The 14,922-nt window shown below is 38.7% G+C and carries 15 protein-coding genes and 1 tRNA gene; 12 read left to right on the top strand and 4 right to left on the bottom strand.

The features are described 5' to 3' along the window. The first annotated feature begins 109 nt into the window (after positions 1–109). Together I2C87_RS04075 and I2C87_RS04070 are read left to right on the top strand one after the other, a co-directional pair. Positions 110–661, top strand: coding sequence for a helix-turn-helix domain-containing protein (locus tag I2C87_RS04075; RefSeq protein ID WP_195324041.1), 552 nt, complete (start codon positions 110–112; stop codon positions 659–661). A 61-nt stretch (positions 662–722) separates the two neighbouring features. After that, complete coding sequence (locus tag I2C87_RS04070; protein WP_195324040.1) at positions 723–1,883, top strand: tyrosine-type recombinase/integrase; 1,161 nt, start codon at positions 723–725, stop codon at positions 1,881–1,883. 104 nt (positions 1,884–1,987) lie between these two features. Here the strand turns inward: I2C87_RS04070 and I2C87_RS04065 are convergent, their stop codons facing one another. From I2C87_RS04065 to I2C87_RS04055, 3 genes are all read right to left on the bottom strand, one after another. Further along, a complete protein-coding gene (locus tag I2C87_RS04065; protein WP_023023047.1) occupies positions 1,988–2,230 on the bottom strand; it encodes a type B 50S ribosomal protein L31 in 243 nt (80 codons plus the stop codon). Between the two features lie 221 nt (positions 2,231–2,451). Next, positions 2,452–3,336: a hypothetical protein gene (locus tag I2C87_RS04060; protein ID WP_195324039.1), complete on the bottom strand. Its 885-nt coding sequence runs from the start codon at positions 3,334–3,336 to the stop codon at positions 2,452–2,454. 178 nt (positions 3,337–3,514) lie between these two features. Further along, positions 3,515–4,453 carry a DHH family phosphoesterase gene (locus tag I2C87_RS04055; RefSeq protein ID WP_125329718.1) on the bottom strand — a complete coding sequence of 313 codons (939 nt, stop codon included), beginning with the start codon at positions 4,451–4,453 and terminating at the stop codon, positions 3,515–3,517. 175 nt (positions 4,454–4,628) lie between these two features. Here I2C87_RS04055 and I2C87_RS04050 point away from each other — a divergent pair, with 175 nt between their 5' ends. The 10 genes from I2C87_RS04050 to I2C87_RS04010 all read left to right on the top strand — a co-directional run bounded on the left by I2C87_RS04050 (position 4,629) and on the right by I2C87_RS04010 (position 13,366). After that, the gene (locus I2C87_RS04050; protein WP_023026746.1) at positions 4,629–5,072 is read left to right on the top strand and encodes a flavodoxin; all 444 of its coding nucleotides are present in this window, start codon (positions 4,629–4,631) and stop codon (positions 5,070–5,072) included. A 133-nt stretch (positions 5,073–5,205) separates the two neighbouring features. Beyond that, positions 5,206–5,478, top strand: a complete 273-nt coding sequence (locus I2C87_RS04045) for a chorismate mutase (protein WP_195324038.1) — start codon at positions 5,206–5,208, stop codon at positions 5,476–5,478. Positions 5,479–5,487: 9 nt separating this feature from the next. Next, positions 5,488–6,699: a chloride channel protein gene (locus tag I2C87_RS04040; protein WP_195324037.1), complete on the top strand. Its 1,212-nt coding sequence runs from the start codon at positions 5,488–5,490 to the stop codon at positions 6,697–6,699. Between the two features lie 117 nt (positions 6,700–6,816). Next, entirely contained in the window at positions 6,817–7,164 is a 348-nt protein-coding gene (rplS, locus tag I2C87_RS04035) for a 50S ribosomal protein L19 (RefSeq protein WP_003003254.1), read from the top strand. A 43-nt stretch (positions 7,165–7,207) separates the two neighbouring features. Then, positions 7,208–7,279 (top strand) — tRNA-Arg (locus tag I2C87_RS04030). A 200-nt stretch (positions 7,280–7,479) separates the two neighbouring features. Then, positions 7,480–8,127 carry a DUF443 family protein gene (locus tag I2C87_RS04025; protein WP_195324036.1) on the top strand — a complete coding sequence of 216 codons (648 nt, stop codon included), beginning with the start codon at positions 7,480–7,482 and terminating at the stop codon, positions 8,125–8,127. 587 nt (positions 8,128–8,714) lie between these two features. Next, complete coding sequence (locus tag I2C87_RS10040) at positions 8,715–8,876, top strand: hypothetical protein (protein WP_229046175.1); 162 nt, start codon at positions 8,715–8,717, stop codon at positions 8,874–8,876. A 14-nt stretch (positions 8,877–8,890) separates the two neighbouring features. Next, on the top strand, positions 8,891–9,022 hold the full coding sequence (locus I2C87_RS10120) for a hypothetical protein (RefSeq protein WP_267471999.1): 132 nt from the start codon (positions 8,891–8,893) through the stop codon (positions 9,020–9,022). A 523-nt stretch (positions 9,023–9,545) separates the two neighbouring features. Further along, positions 9,546–12,140: a TrlF family AAA-like ATPase gene (locus I2C87_RS04015; protein ID WP_195324035.1), complete on the top strand. Its 2,595-nt coding sequence runs from the start codon at positions 9,546–9,548 to the stop codon at positions 12,138–12,140. Positions 12,141–12,553: 413 nt separating this feature from the next. Then, positions 12,554–13,366 carry a PrsW family glutamic-type intramembrane protease gene (locus tag I2C87_RS04010; protein ID WP_006596458.1) on the top strand — a complete coding sequence of 271 codons (813 nt, stop codon included), beginning with the start codon at positions 12,554–12,556 and terminating at the stop codon, positions 13,364–13,366. 43 nt (positions 13,367–13,409) lie between these two features. Here the strand turns inward: I2C87_RS04010 and mnmE are convergent, their stop codons facing one another. Beyond that, complete coding sequence (mnmE, locus tag I2C87_RS04005; protein ID WP_195324034.1) at positions 13,410–14,783, bottom strand: tRNA uridine-5-carboxymethylaminomethyl(34) synthesis GTPase MnmE; 1,374 nt, start codon at positions 14,781–14,783, stop codon at positions 13,410–13,412. Positions 14,784–14,922: the final 139 nt, after the last annotated feature.

The raw sequence follows: 14,922 nt of genomic DNA, 5'->3' as shown, positions 1-14,922 counted from the left end.
TTGTAAATATTATATTACAAAATAATTGTAAAAGCAAGAGATATTACAATTTTTTTGTACATTTTATTTTTTTATGGTAAAATAATAATTAAATGAAGGAGGAAGTATTTTGGATAACAAGGTAAAAGAGTTACGAAAGCAAGTTAATAAAACAATGAAAGAATTGTCTTCCGAAACTGGTATAGGCTTATCAACGATTTCTAATTATGAAAACGGATATTCAAATCCTAAAAAAGATAATGCTAAAATATTAGCAGATTACTTTGGTGTTTCAGTACCTTATTTATTGGGACTTGATGAAAACCCAAATCTAAGAAATCCTAAAAATGAATCAATTTTAAAGCATCTTCATACTAAAATCAAAAAAGGCACCTTAATAAGTAATAAAATTGATGAATGGACACCTTACAAAGATGATTTAGCTTTCATGCTTGCAGATTTAATTAATTCTGGAGTATTGGAGAATTATATCGATTTTATCTCAAAAGATAAGAATTACAATCCTGTTTTACTTAAAGCTTTTAAACAGTTTATATCTGATGAAGAAGGTAATTTTTTGTATTTGATTAATAGTTCTGGTAAAGAAGATTCCTCTTATCATTATGTATGGGAAGATTGGGTCAATTCTGACGAATACAAGCAATCAATTAAGAAAAAATAATTGACTTATATTTCTTTATTTTATAAGCTCCGAAACCATATAAAATAAAGGAGAAATTTAGATGTCAATTATTAAATATAAGGCTAAAAAATCAAAGACAGGCTACCTTTATAAAGTTAGAATTTATAGAGTGATAGACGGGAAGCGTCATGACTATTTTAAAAGCGGTTTTAAGACACTTAGGGAAGCGAAGCAGTACGAAACATTGATGATGCAAAAGAAATACTCAGGGGAGCTCACAGAGCTCCTGAGTGCTTCAAATAAGTCCTTTATAGATGTTTTTGAAGAATGGTTTAAAACATATCAAGATACTGTTGAGTTGACTACAAGTGTGCGTACGGATGATTTATTTAGGCTTCACATTCTTCCGAGTTTAGGTGAATTTAAAATTTCCAAAATTACACCATGGCAATGCCAAGAGCTAATTACCGAAAAAGGTAAGACTTTTAGGAATATTAAGCAGATTAAATCATACATTAGTCAAATTTTTGAATTTGCTATTAAAATGAAATTGATTAGTGATAATCCAGTAAAAGGAGTGATTCTTCCAAAAAGGGAGAAGATTGAATCACAGAATTATTTTACAGTTCAAGAGCTACATCAATTTTTAAAAATTGTAAAAGAAGAAGAGCCTTACAAAAATTATGCTTTATTCAGATTATTAGCTTATAGTGGGTTACGAAAAGGAGAATTGTATTCATTGAGGTGGTCTGATTTAGATTTTGATAATCAGATACTATCAGTGAGTAAGAACCTAGGTAGAATTAATGGAAAAGCACTAGAAAAAAGCACCAAGAACAAATTCTCGGTGCGTCAGATAAGGTTAGATCAAGATACAGTAGATATACTTTCTGAATGGAAACGACAATCATTAAGAGAAAAAGGGAAATTAACTGTCACTCCTTTAAATCTTGGTGAATCATATATGTTTACTTTTATTAATCGAAACGGTGAGGAAGAACCGCTTTATCAGGATTATATTAATAGTATTTTAAAAAGAATTATTGATAAACATGGTTTAAAGAAAATCACACCTCATGGTTTTAGGCATACTCATGCTACACTAATGATTGAAATCGGTATTGATCCAGTTAATACAGCGAAAAGATTAGGTCATGCAAGTAGCCAAATGACTTTAGATACATATAGTCATACAACAGCAGTTGGTGAAGTAAAAGCTATTAATAAGTTTGCAAATTATATGAACGGGTGGAAAGACTAATTTACCAAGACGGTACCAAAGACGGTACTAAAAAGAAAAAAGCCAATTCCAATTTCTTGGAAAAGGCTTTATTTTCAACGTTTTTAAATTCGTTATGCGGTTTCTTATTTGAGACCGTATTTTTTGTTGAAACGATCCACACGTCCATCTGCTTGAGTGAACTTTTGACGTCCAGTGTAGAATGGGTGTGAGTCTGATGAAATTTCAACACGGATCAATGGGTAAGTTTCACCTTCGAATTCAACAGTCTCATTAGAGTACTTAGTTGAACCACTAAGGAACTTATAACCAGTAGTAGTGTCCATGAAGACAACAGGGCGATATTCTGGATGGATATCTTTTTTCATTTTGCAATAATTCCTTTCTGCCATGGTCTCTTTCCGAGCCATAGATTGTTACTAAGTTAGTTTATCAAAAACAAAAGAGTTTGGCAAGGATTTTTACCAAATTTTTCGCATTTTATAAAGAAAAAAGTGGGAGAAGCTCATCCTGTTAGGTAAGCTTTTCCCACTCTGTCTATCAGTCCTAGAAAGGAAATGTTAGACATGCAAGATCAATAGAAATCATTTTATTCTTGACCAGGTTCAGTAGTTGGCTGTTCTGGTTGTTGAGGTTGCTGTTGCTCTTGTGGTTGCCAAGCTTGTTGAGGCGCTTGTTGGAAGCCTTGTTGAGGCTGTTGAGGCGCTTGTTGGAAACCTTGTTGAGGTGCTTGTTGGAACCCTTGCTGAGGCTGTTGAGGCGCTTGTTGGAACCCTTGTCCTGGAGCAGGTTGACCAAAGCCTTGTTGCGGTTGTTGCCATTGTTGTTGATTAGGTTGACCAAACCCTTGTTGAGGAGCTTGTTGGAATCCTTGTCCTGGAGCAGGTTGACCAAAGCCTTGTTGAGGCGCTTGTTGGAATCCTTGTCCTGGGGCAGGCTGACCAAACCCTTGTTGCGGTTGTTGCCATTGTTGTTGTCCAGGTTGACCCGGTTGTTGTGGTGATTGGACAGATGATGCAACAGACTGTGCGAATCCTCTACTTGTTGATGCAAGTTCTTGGAATGTCCCTTTAGTGATTTTACCACCAGACATAGCAAGGAGTCCTGTGACCACAATAGCAATACTTGCAATTACAGCAATAATCAAACCAAAACCAATAGAAAAGCCATCACCGAATTGAGATGAAGCACCAAAGACTCTAAACATAGTGATGATCGTAATTAAGCTTTCAAGAATACCGATAGCAATGACACCAATGGAAAAATTCTTGTTCATTGGTGGAGCAATGTTTGGAAGACAAGCTAGAACGATAGCACCAATAGCTAGGACAACGATGACCCATCCAAATTCACCTTGAATTCCACTGAAAGAATAACTTCCGAAGGATCCACCATTTAATGTACTCCATGGCAAAAAGGTAGAAATGGCAGTAAGAGCTGCTGCGACGATGATAAAAATACGATGTTTATGCATAAAACGTCTCCTTTTTTTGTGATTATTATAGCATAAATAAGCTCAAACTGGAATGGAAATGTAAGAAATCGTTCACATTTTTCTAAATGTTATTAAAATTCATTCGTTTTTGTGAAAATGAAAAAAGGTCCATCGTCTCCACTAGAAACGACTGACCTGATTGCTTGATTTTCACTATCTATTTGGCCTTGGCAACTTCCTGTAGTTCTCGATAGATTTGCTCGTTTTCTTCTAAAGAATAAGAATTGGCTCCACTAGCGAGGGGGTGGCCTCCACCATCGTGGCGTTTTGCAATCTCATTGATCACCAGAGCCTTACTTCTCATACGGACGCGGTAGTGGCCATCAGCTTGCTCGACAAAGATAGCCCAGACGCTGACGTCTTCGATCCGACCAGGTGCTGAGACGATTGCAGCGGTCTCGGCATCAGTAATCTGGTAGTGTTTGAGAAGTTCTTGGGTCAGGGTTACGCGACTAGCTCCATTTTCATCGATTTCGAGATGATCATAGACATAGCCTTGAAGCTTGGCAATCTTAGAGCTCATGCTGTCCATCTGACGAGAAAGACCAGCAAAGTCAAAGTCAAAACTACGAAGGTGGGCAACCATCTCGAAAGTCCGGCTAGTCGTCGAAGGGTAGAGGAAGCGTCCAGTGTCTCCGACAATACCAGCATAGAGGAGACGGGCTGCTTCTGGACTGATCTCAAGCTGTTGTTCAAGAGCGAAGAGGGTGATGAGCTCACTCGTAGAGCTTGAATCTGTGTCTACCCAGAGGAGATCTCCGTAGGCATCATCATTTGGATGGTGGTCGATTTTGATCAGATAATCGCCACTCGTGTATCGTTTATCATCGATGCGAGGGGTGTTAGCAGTATCGCAGACAATGACCAGGGCACCTGCATAGTCTTCATCTGTGACAGTATTCATGCTAGCCATCCAAGCAAGAGTGGGCTCGTTAAAGCCGGTAGCTAGGACTCTTTTGTCTGGGAAGTTGCTCTGGATGATCTCTTTCAGACCGACCTGGCTTCCAATCGCGTCTGGATCCGGATTCATATGGCGGTGAAGGATAATGGTATCGTAGTGGTTGATTTTCTCTAAAATGTCCTGTGTGATCTGCATATAGTACCTCATTTATTCTCTTTCAATTTTAGCATAAGGAGGGCATTTGGAAAAGAAAAAGGTTGTCTAGCCTCAGGTGGACAATTTCCGAACAATGCCAGGCTCCCAGTACTTCCCTATGCAAAATGCGCGCGAAAGTGGTATAATGTCATAAGATTATTATTTGGAGGGAATTATGACATTAGCAAAGATTGTTTTTGCAAGTATGACAGGAAATACAGAAGAGATTGCTGATATCGTAGCAGATAAGTTTCGTGATCTTGGTGTCGAAGTAGAAGTCGACGAATGTACAACAGTAGACGCAGAGGACTTTCTTGAAGCTGATATTGCAGTCGTAGCGACCTATACCTACGGTGATGGTGAGCTTCCTGATGAAATCGTAGACTTTTATGAAGACTTAGCTGGTCTTGACTTGAATGGTAAGATCTACGGTGTTGTTGGATCTGGTGATACCTTCTACGACGAGTTCTGTAAGGCAGTCGATGACTTTGATCGTGTCTTTGCAGCGACTGGTGCGGTTAAAGGTTCTGAGTGCGTCAAGGTAGACTTGTCAGCTGAAGATGAAGATATTGAAAAATTAGAAGCTTTTGCAGAAGAAGTCGTAGCAAAAGTGGGCTAATCCCTAGCTAAGAAAGGTGTTTGCATGTGGCAGGCACTTTTTTTATGACTGAAAACCTTCAATAGCTAGATAGGGCTAGTAAGATTGCCCGATTTTTGATAAAATGGGTAGCAAAAAGTGAGGAGGCCAGTGTATGGAACTAGAGAAGATTCGCCAAGAGATTGACAGTATTGATAAAGAATTGGTCCGTCTGTTAGAACGCCGGATGCACTGTGTGGAAGATGTCATTCGCTACAAAGAAACCCATCAAAACCCTGTCTTGGACCGGGCCAGAGAGGAAGAAGTCTTAGCCAATGTAGCCGGCTTGGTCCAGGAAAAACGCTATGAGGAAACCATCCTTGCCACTTATCGGGATTTGATGAAGCGCTCCAGAGGCTACCAGGCCGATCAGTTAGATGCGGACTAGGGTGCTGAGATGACGATATTTAAAAGAACCTTAGTGTATACCCTAGATGCCCTCATAATCGGGGCAATCGTTGGAGTGATTGATACCCTCTTTGGCCGTGTCTTGATCGGGATTGGAGAAGTTCGTACAGACTATCTCCTCTATCTCTTGCCCTTTCTGGCTCTAGCAGGTATCTTGATCACCTATCTCAATCGCACCTATGGGGGCAAGAGTCAAAAAGGGATGGAGCTCCTCTTTGAAGTGGGTGAGGAAAAGGAGAAAGACATTCCCAAGCGCTTGATCCCCTTGACCATCCTCTCCACTTGGATGACGCATCTCTTTGGTGGATCCGCTGGTCGCGAAGGAGTGGCGGTCCAGCTCGGTGGGACAGTCGCCCATGCTCTACGAAGAGAGGGACTTGGCCCAGATGCTTCACGGATCTATTTGGTCACTGGGATGGCAGCTGGCTTCGGTGGCCTCTTTCAGACGCCTCTAGCCGCAATCTTCTTTGCTATGGAGGTCCTAGTGGTTGGGAGACTGGAGTGGCGGGCTCTCTATCCTGCGACCATTGCAGCCTTTGTCGCTAGTTGGACCTCTCACACCTTGGGGCTAGAGAAGTTCACCCAGGTCATCTCAGATAAGCTCTCCCTATCGCCTCTAGTAATCTTGCAGTTGCTGGTCTTAGGAGTCATCTTTGGTCTGACAGGTAAGCTCTTTGCCTATCTTTTGGGGCAGTTAAAAACTAGCTTTGCCAAGGCCTTTGTCAATCCTTATGTGCGGATCGGAGTGGTCGGTCTCGGACTGAGTATTCTCTTGTATCTGATTGGGACAGGTCGCTATACAGGACTGGGGACCAATTTGATCTCCCAAAGTTTTGCGGGAGCTGAAGGCAAGAGCTTGATCACTGGAGCAGACTGGTTCCTCAAGCTCCTCTTTACGGTATCAACCATTGCTGCAGGCTATAAGGGAGGAGAAGTGACCCCGCTCTTTTCTATCGGGGCAAGTCTAGGTGTCTGGCTAGCTCCTTTCTTTGGACTGCCGGTTTATCTTGTAGCAGCCTTGGGCTATGCTGCAGTCTTCGCCGGAGCAACCTCAACGACCATTGGTCCCATCTTGATTGGGTGTGAGGTCTTTGGTTTTCAGCATTGGCCAGCCTTTCTCTTGGTCTGTCTGGTCGCTACGCGTCTCTTTCCAGCCCTGTCTATCTATAGTGGACAAAAAGTTGCGAAAAAGTTGCAATAATCCTTTACAAACGGACATTCTTTTGGTATTATAAACTTTGTGCGTAATGGAAGCACAAAAATACAGTTTATCCGCTGGGGGAGTAGCCCTCAAGATTGACGAAGATAGGAGAATAAAATGAATCCATTAATCCAAAGCTTGACTGAAGGTCAACTTCGTACTGATATCCCTGCATTCCGTCCTGGTGACACTGTTCGTGTACACGCGAAAGTTGTCGAAGGATCTCGTGAACGTATCCAGATCTTTGAAGGCGTTGTTATCGCTCGTAAAGGTCAAGGACACACTGAAATGTACACTGTTCGTAAAATCTCTAACGGTGTCGGTGTTGAACGTACATTCCCAGTACACACTCCACGTGTAGAAAAGATTGAAGTTGTACGTTACGGTAAAGTACGTCGTGCGAAATTGTACTACCTTCGTGCATTGCAAGGTAAAGCAGCTCGTATTAAAGAAATCCGTCGTTAAGACGAATAAGGAGGCGGGAGTGATCTCGCTTCTTTTTTTATAGGTCCCCTTAGTTCAATGGATATAACAACTCCCTCCTAAGGAGTAGTTGCTGGTTCGATTCCGGCAGGGGACAGAAGTAGAAAGAAAACACTGGATAACCAGTGTTTTTTCTTTGACCAAATTTTAAACATTTAATATGATATCCATGGTGTGGTATAATGTATGTAGAATGTTTAGGAGAAAGAGTTGAAAAAAGCCTTATTTTGGGTTGTTAGTGTTATGATAATACTTTCTATACTTTTGCGCTGAATAGGTGTAGTTTAGGTGGTAAATATGGAATTAAAATTTAAATATTCGAATATAGCAGTTTTTAGAATCGTTGAGTTTAAAAATAAAAAATATATCTTAGATTCTACTAGTATAAAAGGGAAATCCTATTTTTTTGGTTTGCTTCCTAAAGAGGTTTCTGCTGAAATGGTTGACCTATCTCCATCAAACGATAGTTTTGAAATAAAACCTAAGACACCCTTGAACGCATCTACTGCTTTAGTCATCATGGTTCAACCACTTGTGGTTTTTTCTCATAGATTGATGAAAGATGCATTTATTTGTTGGGGAATTAGTGAGCAATTTTTACTGAAATTAGTGTTGTTTGCTTTCTCTGTATTTTTGTCTTATCTCATGGCTGTCTGGTATGAAAAAGCTGCAGTACGAAAGTTCGAATCAAGAATCCAGCCAAATAGTAAACGTTGTCGACTTGTTTTTGAGCCAAAAGGGAAAAGAATGTTTGATTGGTGGTACATTATGCTTGGTATTAATACTGTTTGTTTATCATTTTTTATGGGACTTAATAGTGGTTATGAAAGTGCTATGTTGGTGATAAATGGCATGATTTCGTGGTGGTTCTTTGTGATATTGAGAATGCCGCAAATCCCTGAGTACTATAAAACAATGACGTTGACTGAGATTGAAGAGTTGTAAATAGTGATGTTTTGCTTTTCGTAGCAGATTGTTTTGATACATTTGGTCGAAGAGATTTCTATTTTAATGTGTATTTAGAAACTAAAAAATGGATAAATAACCTATTTGGGAATTATTTACTCAGGAGGAGATTGAAAAATTAATTCCGATTGCTGAACAAAAATTGATTGACTGGAGAGGGTAAGTTCCAGAGGATGATGTATCGCCATTGAAATAGCTTGTAAATTCGTAAATCATATGGAAATGTGGCAGATAGATCGAAAGGAGTAGGCCATGGGAAAAATGAATCAGTCAGCCAAGACGCGAACACAAAAGAAAGGCTCGATTGGAGCCTTAATTGTGAGGAAATTTCTCTCTGATTTTCTTGTGTACGGATCGACCATCTTCTGGATTTTCTTTCTGGTGCCATCGTTATTCTTACTGAGTTTTCTCTTCTTGTTTTTCACTGGTGAGTCCAATGCAAAAGGCTCAGACTTTCTAATTTTTCTCACTATATCTTTATCATCCTCTTTTTGATCCTGATCCTGGGCTTGCTTTGGCTAGGATTCAAGTATCTGAAAGGATTTGATAGCTACCTAAGAAGAAGCTTGATAAAAGATGTCAGTGACCAAGAGTTGCTGGCCAAGCTGGAGATAGCAGATGAGGGCGAGCGCTTCAGAGCCTTGACTCAATGCTTGATCCATGAAAGCTACCAAGCTCAAGTACGAGTAGGGAGTATCGATGTAAGGGAAGAAAAAGCTGGATCGTAAAGAAATAGTATCGAATGACGGTCGTTACAGACTGGGGACCTTTTAAGAACATCCCTCTCCAAGTCGTCCAAGTAGAGAAGGTGGAAAAAGCGATCCATCAGGATGATGCCTTTGCAGAAATTAACCAACTAAAATGGGAAGATTAAAAGCGTGAAATCACGCTTTTTTTGTTTTGACTATGAAGGAATGGGGGGATTTAGAGCTAGTAATAAATTAGTAAAATATTCCAGACAATTGCATATAATGGTTTGATTTTTTAGGAAAGAAGGGGTAAAATTGTATTAATATAATAATCGATAGGAGGTCTGATTAAGAATGGTTTAGTTTTGGAGTTATTAACTGTTAAATAATAACCTAAAATATTTATATAAAACTCATTAATTACATAGGTCTATGATAATGTTTCATGGCATATTTTTATAGAACCTAAAGGAAGTCAATTTTTAGATTCAGAAGGTACATTTGTAAACGGTAAAGAAGGTTGGAAGGAAGAGTTCTTGCGTCAAATTTCTGAGCGAGACGAAGCGAAAACTCTCATAGATGATGATCGGTACCGAATCGTTGGCTTACCATTCTTTAACGAAGAGGTAAGTAAGGATGAAGTTAGGGAAAGATTGAGAGAGATGTAATCACTTTAATAAAATTAGTATGATAAATTGGAGGATAAAAGTGTCAAACAGAGGATCAGAATATAGAAAATGGGATATGCATATCCACTCTCCATATACTATGGTAAATAATCAGTTTGGATTATCAGATGGTAAAGGAAAAATATTTGAAGATAAATTTATTCAAAAAATAATAGAAAGTAATATTTCTGCAGTTGGATTGACGAATTATTTTAATTTTACTGAGGAAGACTTTAGGTTAAAAAATAAGTTAAACAATATAGGTATAGCAACTTTCTTAAATCTTGAGGTAAGACTTTCATACATCAATAAACATGACCAACTTTTTGATTACCATATAATTTTTGATAATGAGTTAGAAGATGTAACTATAAAAAATATACTTGCACAATTAAAAGCTAATATTGGTAGCACAGATAAATCTTTTAATACTCTAACAAATAGTGAAATTGAAAATGTTGCAAATATTGATTTCAGTACATTGATGAACGTGTTAAATTACGATAATGATTTAGGTGGTAGGTTTTTGACTGGTTTTCTTGCTAGAGGTCACGGTAGTGCTACTAGCGACTCTGATCCTAAAAATATGGCAGTTTATGAAAATATCTGTGTTAAATCAGATTTTCTGATTCATTCGAGTTGTGATGATCCAGCAACTTGTAAAGATAAAAAATGTGCTCATAATAATATCATGAACGATAGAGAATACTGGCTGAATCATTCACCATATGTTAGGCCATTACTTCAATCTTCAGATGCTCATTCATTAGAAGAAATCGGAACAAAATATTCTTGGGTTAAAGCTGATTTAACTTTTGAAGGTTTAAAGCAAATAAAATATGAACCTGAGTATCGTATTTGTGTTAAGAAAGATAAACCAATTCTTGAAAAAGATGAACTTGTCATTGACAGCGTCCATTATAAGAATTGTAACATATATTTATCTGAAAATTTAAATGCAATTATTGGGGGACGTTCAACTGGTAAGTCAACTTTATTAAATTCAATTGCGAAAAAATTGGGACATGAATTGAGTACTAAGGCCTACTCATTTGAAAATTTGGATGATTTTCAAATTATTTGGAAAGACCAACAAGAAGAAAATTCTAGACGCATTGAGTATATACCTCAAGAGCATATGTATACTTTAGCTAGAGAAAGGGAGAAACTTAAGGATTTAGTGGGAAGTATTATTCAGTCAAAAGATATGGACCTTGAGCTAAAGAAATATGAGCAAAACTGTAACAATTTGCGAATTGAAATTATTGAGTTGCTTGAAAATTATAAAGAGAATCAAAATTCAATTAGTGAGTTGGTTAAGCCTGAAGCAGAGGAGCAAGCTACGAAAAATCGAATAGAAAACTATGAGGCTAATATAAAAATATTAATGAATGATAGTAAGATATCTGAAATGGAGGGTAAGTTATTTGAAACTCAAAATAGAGAATTACAAGAGTTAAAAAACAAAAGAGCCATTTATGAATCCGATTTAAAATATTTATCTAGTATACCACCAATTACATTTGAAATTAAAAGTTATGATAATACATTGTCGCCTTCACCAGATTTGAGAATCGAGATTGGTAAACTGAATGCTAGATTACAAGATACATTTAGAAAACAACAAGAATATGAAATTGGAAGAATTAAATTAAATAAAGAAGATCAAATTCGAATTAATGAAAATAAGATAAATAGTATAGAAAATGATAGTACTTATAAAAGATGTATTGAGGCTACTAAAAATAATTCAGAAATAGCAAGATTAAATTCTCTTATTAAGGGTGAATATGATAATTTATCTAGGATTGAAAAATTCAAAAATAGAAAAAATGAACTTGATAAAGAGAATATAGATATCAAGAATAAAATTATTTCAAAATATAAAGTTTATTCCAAATATAGAGAGGATTTGTTAAGTTCTTTTAAAATTGAAGATGACGATAGTTTAAAAATCTCAATTGAATTTAATTTAAAAGATCTTGAACTGGAATTTGATTACATCAGTGCCCGTGGTCGTTCAAAACAAGATTTTATAGATAAACTAACAAATTCTTTTGATGAGGTAATTGACTCAATATTTGAAGATGATAATCTCACATTTAATGGTAATAGAAATAAGTTAAACCATATAGAGCATTTTTTTACAACAAATTTTTATGACTATCAATTTGAAATCGAATATCAAGGTGATAAGTTTGATCAAATGTCTCCTGGGAAAAAAGCATTTATAGTATTAAAATTAATATTGGAATTTTCGGATAGTAAAATCCCAGTATTAATTGACCAGCCTGAAGACAGTTTGGATAATAGAGCAATATATAATCAACTAACGCAGTATATTAAACAAACCAAACTAAAACGGCAAATAATAATTGTTACTCATAATCCCAATATAGTTGTAGCTGGAGATGCAGAAAATATTATTGTAGCAAATCAACAATCTGATGATTTTCCAAATCAAAATGGTGAGAAGTTTGACTATATAAATGGAGCATTAGAGAATAATAAGAACAATTTAGAATCTCAATTTATACTTCAAAAACAGAGTATTAGAACACATGTTTGTGATATTCTAGAGGGTGGAGAAGATGCATTTATTAATAGAGAAAATAAATATAGTTTTAATCACTAGAAAATATTAATTTTATACATTTCATCTTGATTCTTAAACTTATATTGATTCAAGATAGCAGATCTATTATATGTTTTTAAGAGCCTTTTACTAGTTTAAATAAGTCAAGACTGAAGTCTAGAACTGATAACACTGGGGGCGAACTATTTAATCGCAATTCCAGTTGTTTAGAAACCGAAGTTTCAGGGATAGCACTGAAACCCGATGAGTAAAAACTCAACCTGATTTTCCTGACAATGTTATGTCTTATGTTTTATCATGTAGAATTCTTCATCGCAAGTATTGGCAATAACCAGCACTCGCTATTTCCCGTAGCCATTTATTGTTTTTTTAAGCTTTTATTGTTACAATATCCATATAGACAAAAAGACTGGGATTCCAGCCTTTTTAATTGTTATAAAGAAAGGTTTTTTATGAAACGCAAATCGATTTTGTTTCTATTTTTATTCTTGCTCTCGATTGGTCTGGCCTATGAGACGCAGTCTATCACAGCTGGTTGGATGACAGGCAGTCAGTATGGGATTATTGGTATCTCTGTCCTCTTGCTCCTAGTTTATGCGATTCCTGCTGTTTGGGCTCTCTTTCATTTCGCCAAGAAGTGGAAGTTGTCCTGGATTCCGGTTCTTTTTTCTCTCCTAGGTGGGGGCTTTATAGCAGGTTGGTTATCTAGTTTTGCCAATACCTATTTCCATGAGATGATTCAAGCGGTAGCGCCAAATAGCGATTTTTGGAACCAGTATGAGAGTGCCATTGCAGGACCCCTCTTTGAGGAACCCTTCAAGTTGATTCCGATCTTCTTTGTCCTCTACTTGTTCAATGTACGTCGGATCAAATCTATCTTCCTTTTAGCGATTGCATCTGGTCTTGGTTTCCAGATTGTGGAGGACTTTGCCTATATCCGTCAAGACATGCCAGAAGGCTTTTCATACGCAGTATCTGGTATCCTAGGTCGGATCATGAATGGGGTCGTATCACACTGGGTCTACACAGCCCTATTCATGGTGGGTCTCTTCTTGATCGTCCAAGCGACAAAAGGTCGCAAGGAGTTGATGCTGACGGGTTGGTTCTATTTTGTATCTGGTTTTGGCCTTCACTTTGTCGGCAATTCACCATTTGGCCAAATCGAGACAGAACTCCCTCTCGCTATTCCATTCTTAACAGCAGTAGGACTCTTCTTGGTCTACCAAGCCTACCTCACTGTCCAAAGTCTGGACCAAGGAAATTAACAATAAAAAATCGTATGTTTGCAACATACGATTTTTTTGATGATTATTTTCCAAGACAGAACTGGCTGAAGAGTTGGGTGATGAGCTCGTCTGGTGCAGCATCCCCTGTGATTTCTCCGAGAATTTCCCAGGTGCGTGTCAGATCGACTTGGAGTAGATCTACTGGCATGCCCATAGCCAGGCCTTCGTTGACTGCTTGGAGGCTTTCAACTGCTTTCTCAATGAGAGAGATGTGGCGAGCATTGGAGAGGTATGTAGCATCTTGCTCGACCAGGCCAGCATTTTCGAAGAAGAGGGCATTGATCCGGTCTTCGATCTGGTTGATATTTTGATTTTTCAGGACAGAAATTTTGATATGATCAGCAGGAATCTCGTCCAACTCGATTTGCTGCGGGAGGTCGACCTTGTTGAGGAGGATGATGCGGTTACTGTCTTGAGAGATTTCCAGCAACTGGCGATCCTGATCGGTCAAGGGTTCACTGGCATTGAGGACCAGAAGGACCAGGTCGGCTTCTTTAAGGGCTTTGCGAGAGCGCTCCACCCCAATGCGTTCGACGATGTCCTCGGTCTCGCGGATCCCAGCTGTATCGACCAGCTTGAGAGGCACCCCGTTGATGTTGACGTATTCCTCGATGACGTCCCGGGTTGTCCCTTCGATATCGGTCACGATGGCTTTTTCCTCACGCAGGAGGTTGTTGAGAAGGCTGGACTTACCGACGTTTGGACGACCGATGATAGCAGTAGAGATCCCTTCGCGGAGGATCTTACCACGGCGAGCTGTCTTAAGGAGATTGGTCAAGAGGGCTTCAAACTCCGTTGTCTTCTCACGGATGATCTCGGTCGTTGCTTCCTCTACATCGTCGTACTCAGGATAGTCGATGTTGACTTCGACCTGAGCCAGGGTATTGAGGATCTCTTGGCGGGTGTTGTTGATGAGGTCAGATAGGGATCCGTCCAACTGTTTGACAGCGATGTTCATAGCCTTGTCAGTCTTGGCGCGGATAATATCCATGACCGCCTCAGCCTGGGTCAAATCGACACGACCATTGAGGAAGGCCCGCTTGGTAAATTCCCCTGGTTCAGCTAATCGAGCGCCTTCGCGGATCACCAATTGTAGGATTTCGTTGGTCACCGCGATCCCACCGTGGGTATTGATCTCGATGATGTCTTCGCGAGTGAAGGTCTTAGGAGAGCGCATGGCTCCGACCATGACTTCGTCGAGGATCTCATTCTTATCTGGATCCACGATATGGCCGTAGTTGAGGGTATGGCTAGCCACGCTATTCAAGTCTTTACCCTTGAAGATCTTTTGTGCGATTTTAAAGCTGTCTGTTCCGCTCAAGCGGACGATTCCGATAGCCCCCTCACCGAGCGGAGTCGAGATAGCAGCGATAGTATCAAATTCTCTAGTAATCATGTATCTTCTCTTTTCCTGTGTATTCCCTTCTATTCTATCGTAAACTAGCAAGAGGGGCAAGATATTGCTTTTAGAAGGAGGAGTTGAAAAGGTTTTCAGTTAAGAAGTGAAATCTGTCGGCCAATATGCTATACTAAAT

Source organism: Streptococcus sp. 1001283B150225_161107_H12 (assembly GCF_015552665.1).
Lineage (GTDB): Bacteria > Bacillota > Bacilli > Lactobacillales > Streptococcaceae > Streptococcus.
Note: the sequence above shows the minus strand (reverse complement) of the source record. Positions and strands in the feature narration are given on the sequence as shown.

Excerpts from the sequence above, each read along its gene's own strand:
- I2C87_RS04055 (WP_125329718.1), bottom strand. The coding sequence starts at position 4,453 with ATGCAGATCACACAGGACATTTTAGAGAAAATCAACCACTACGATACC.
- I2C87_RS04010 (WP_006596458.1), top strand. The coding sequence starts at position 12,554 with ATGAAACGCAAATCGATTTTGTTTCTATTTTTATTCTTGCTCTCGATT.
- I2C87_RS04040 (WP_195324037.1), top strand. The coding sequence starts at position 5,488 with ATGACGATATTTAAAAGAACCTTAGTGTATACCCTAGATGCCCTCATA.
- I2C87_RS04070 (WP_195324040.1), top strand. The coding sequence starts at position 723 with ATGTCAATTATTAAATATAAGGCTAAAAAATCAAAGACAGGCTACCTT.
- I2C87_RS04065 (WP_023023047.1), bottom strand. The coding sequence starts at position 2,230 with ATGAAAAAAGATATCCATCCAGAATATCGCCCTGTTGTCTTCATGGAC.
- mnmE (WP_195324034.1), bottom strand. The coding sequence starts at position 14,783 with ATGATTACTAGAGAATTTGATACTATCGCTGCTATCTCGACTCCGCTC.
- rplS (WP_003003254.1), top strand. The coding sequence starts at position 6,817 with ATGAATCCATTAATCCAAAGCTTGACTGAAGGTCAACTTCGTACTGAT.
- I2C87_RS04050 (WP_023026746.1), top strand. The coding sequence starts at position 4,629 with ATGACATTAGCAAAGATTGTTTTTGCAAGTATGACAGGAAATACAGAA.
- I2C87_RS04045 (WP_195324038.1), top strand. The coding sequence starts at position 5,206 with ATGGAACTAGAGAAGATTCGCCAAGAGATTGACAGTATTGATAAAGAA.
- I2C87_RS04025 (WP_195324036.1), top strand. The coding sequence starts at position 7,480 with ATGGAATTAAAATTTAAATATTCGAATATAGCAGTTTTTAGAATCGTT.
- I2C87_RS10120 (WP_267471999.1), top strand. The coding sequence starts at position 8,891 with ATGACGGTCGTTACAGACTGGGGACCTTTTAAGAACATCCCTCTCCAA.
- I2C87_RS04060 (WP_195324039.1), bottom strand. The coding sequence starts at position 3,336 with ATGCATAAACATCGTATTTTTATCATCGTCGCAGCAGCTCTTACTGCC.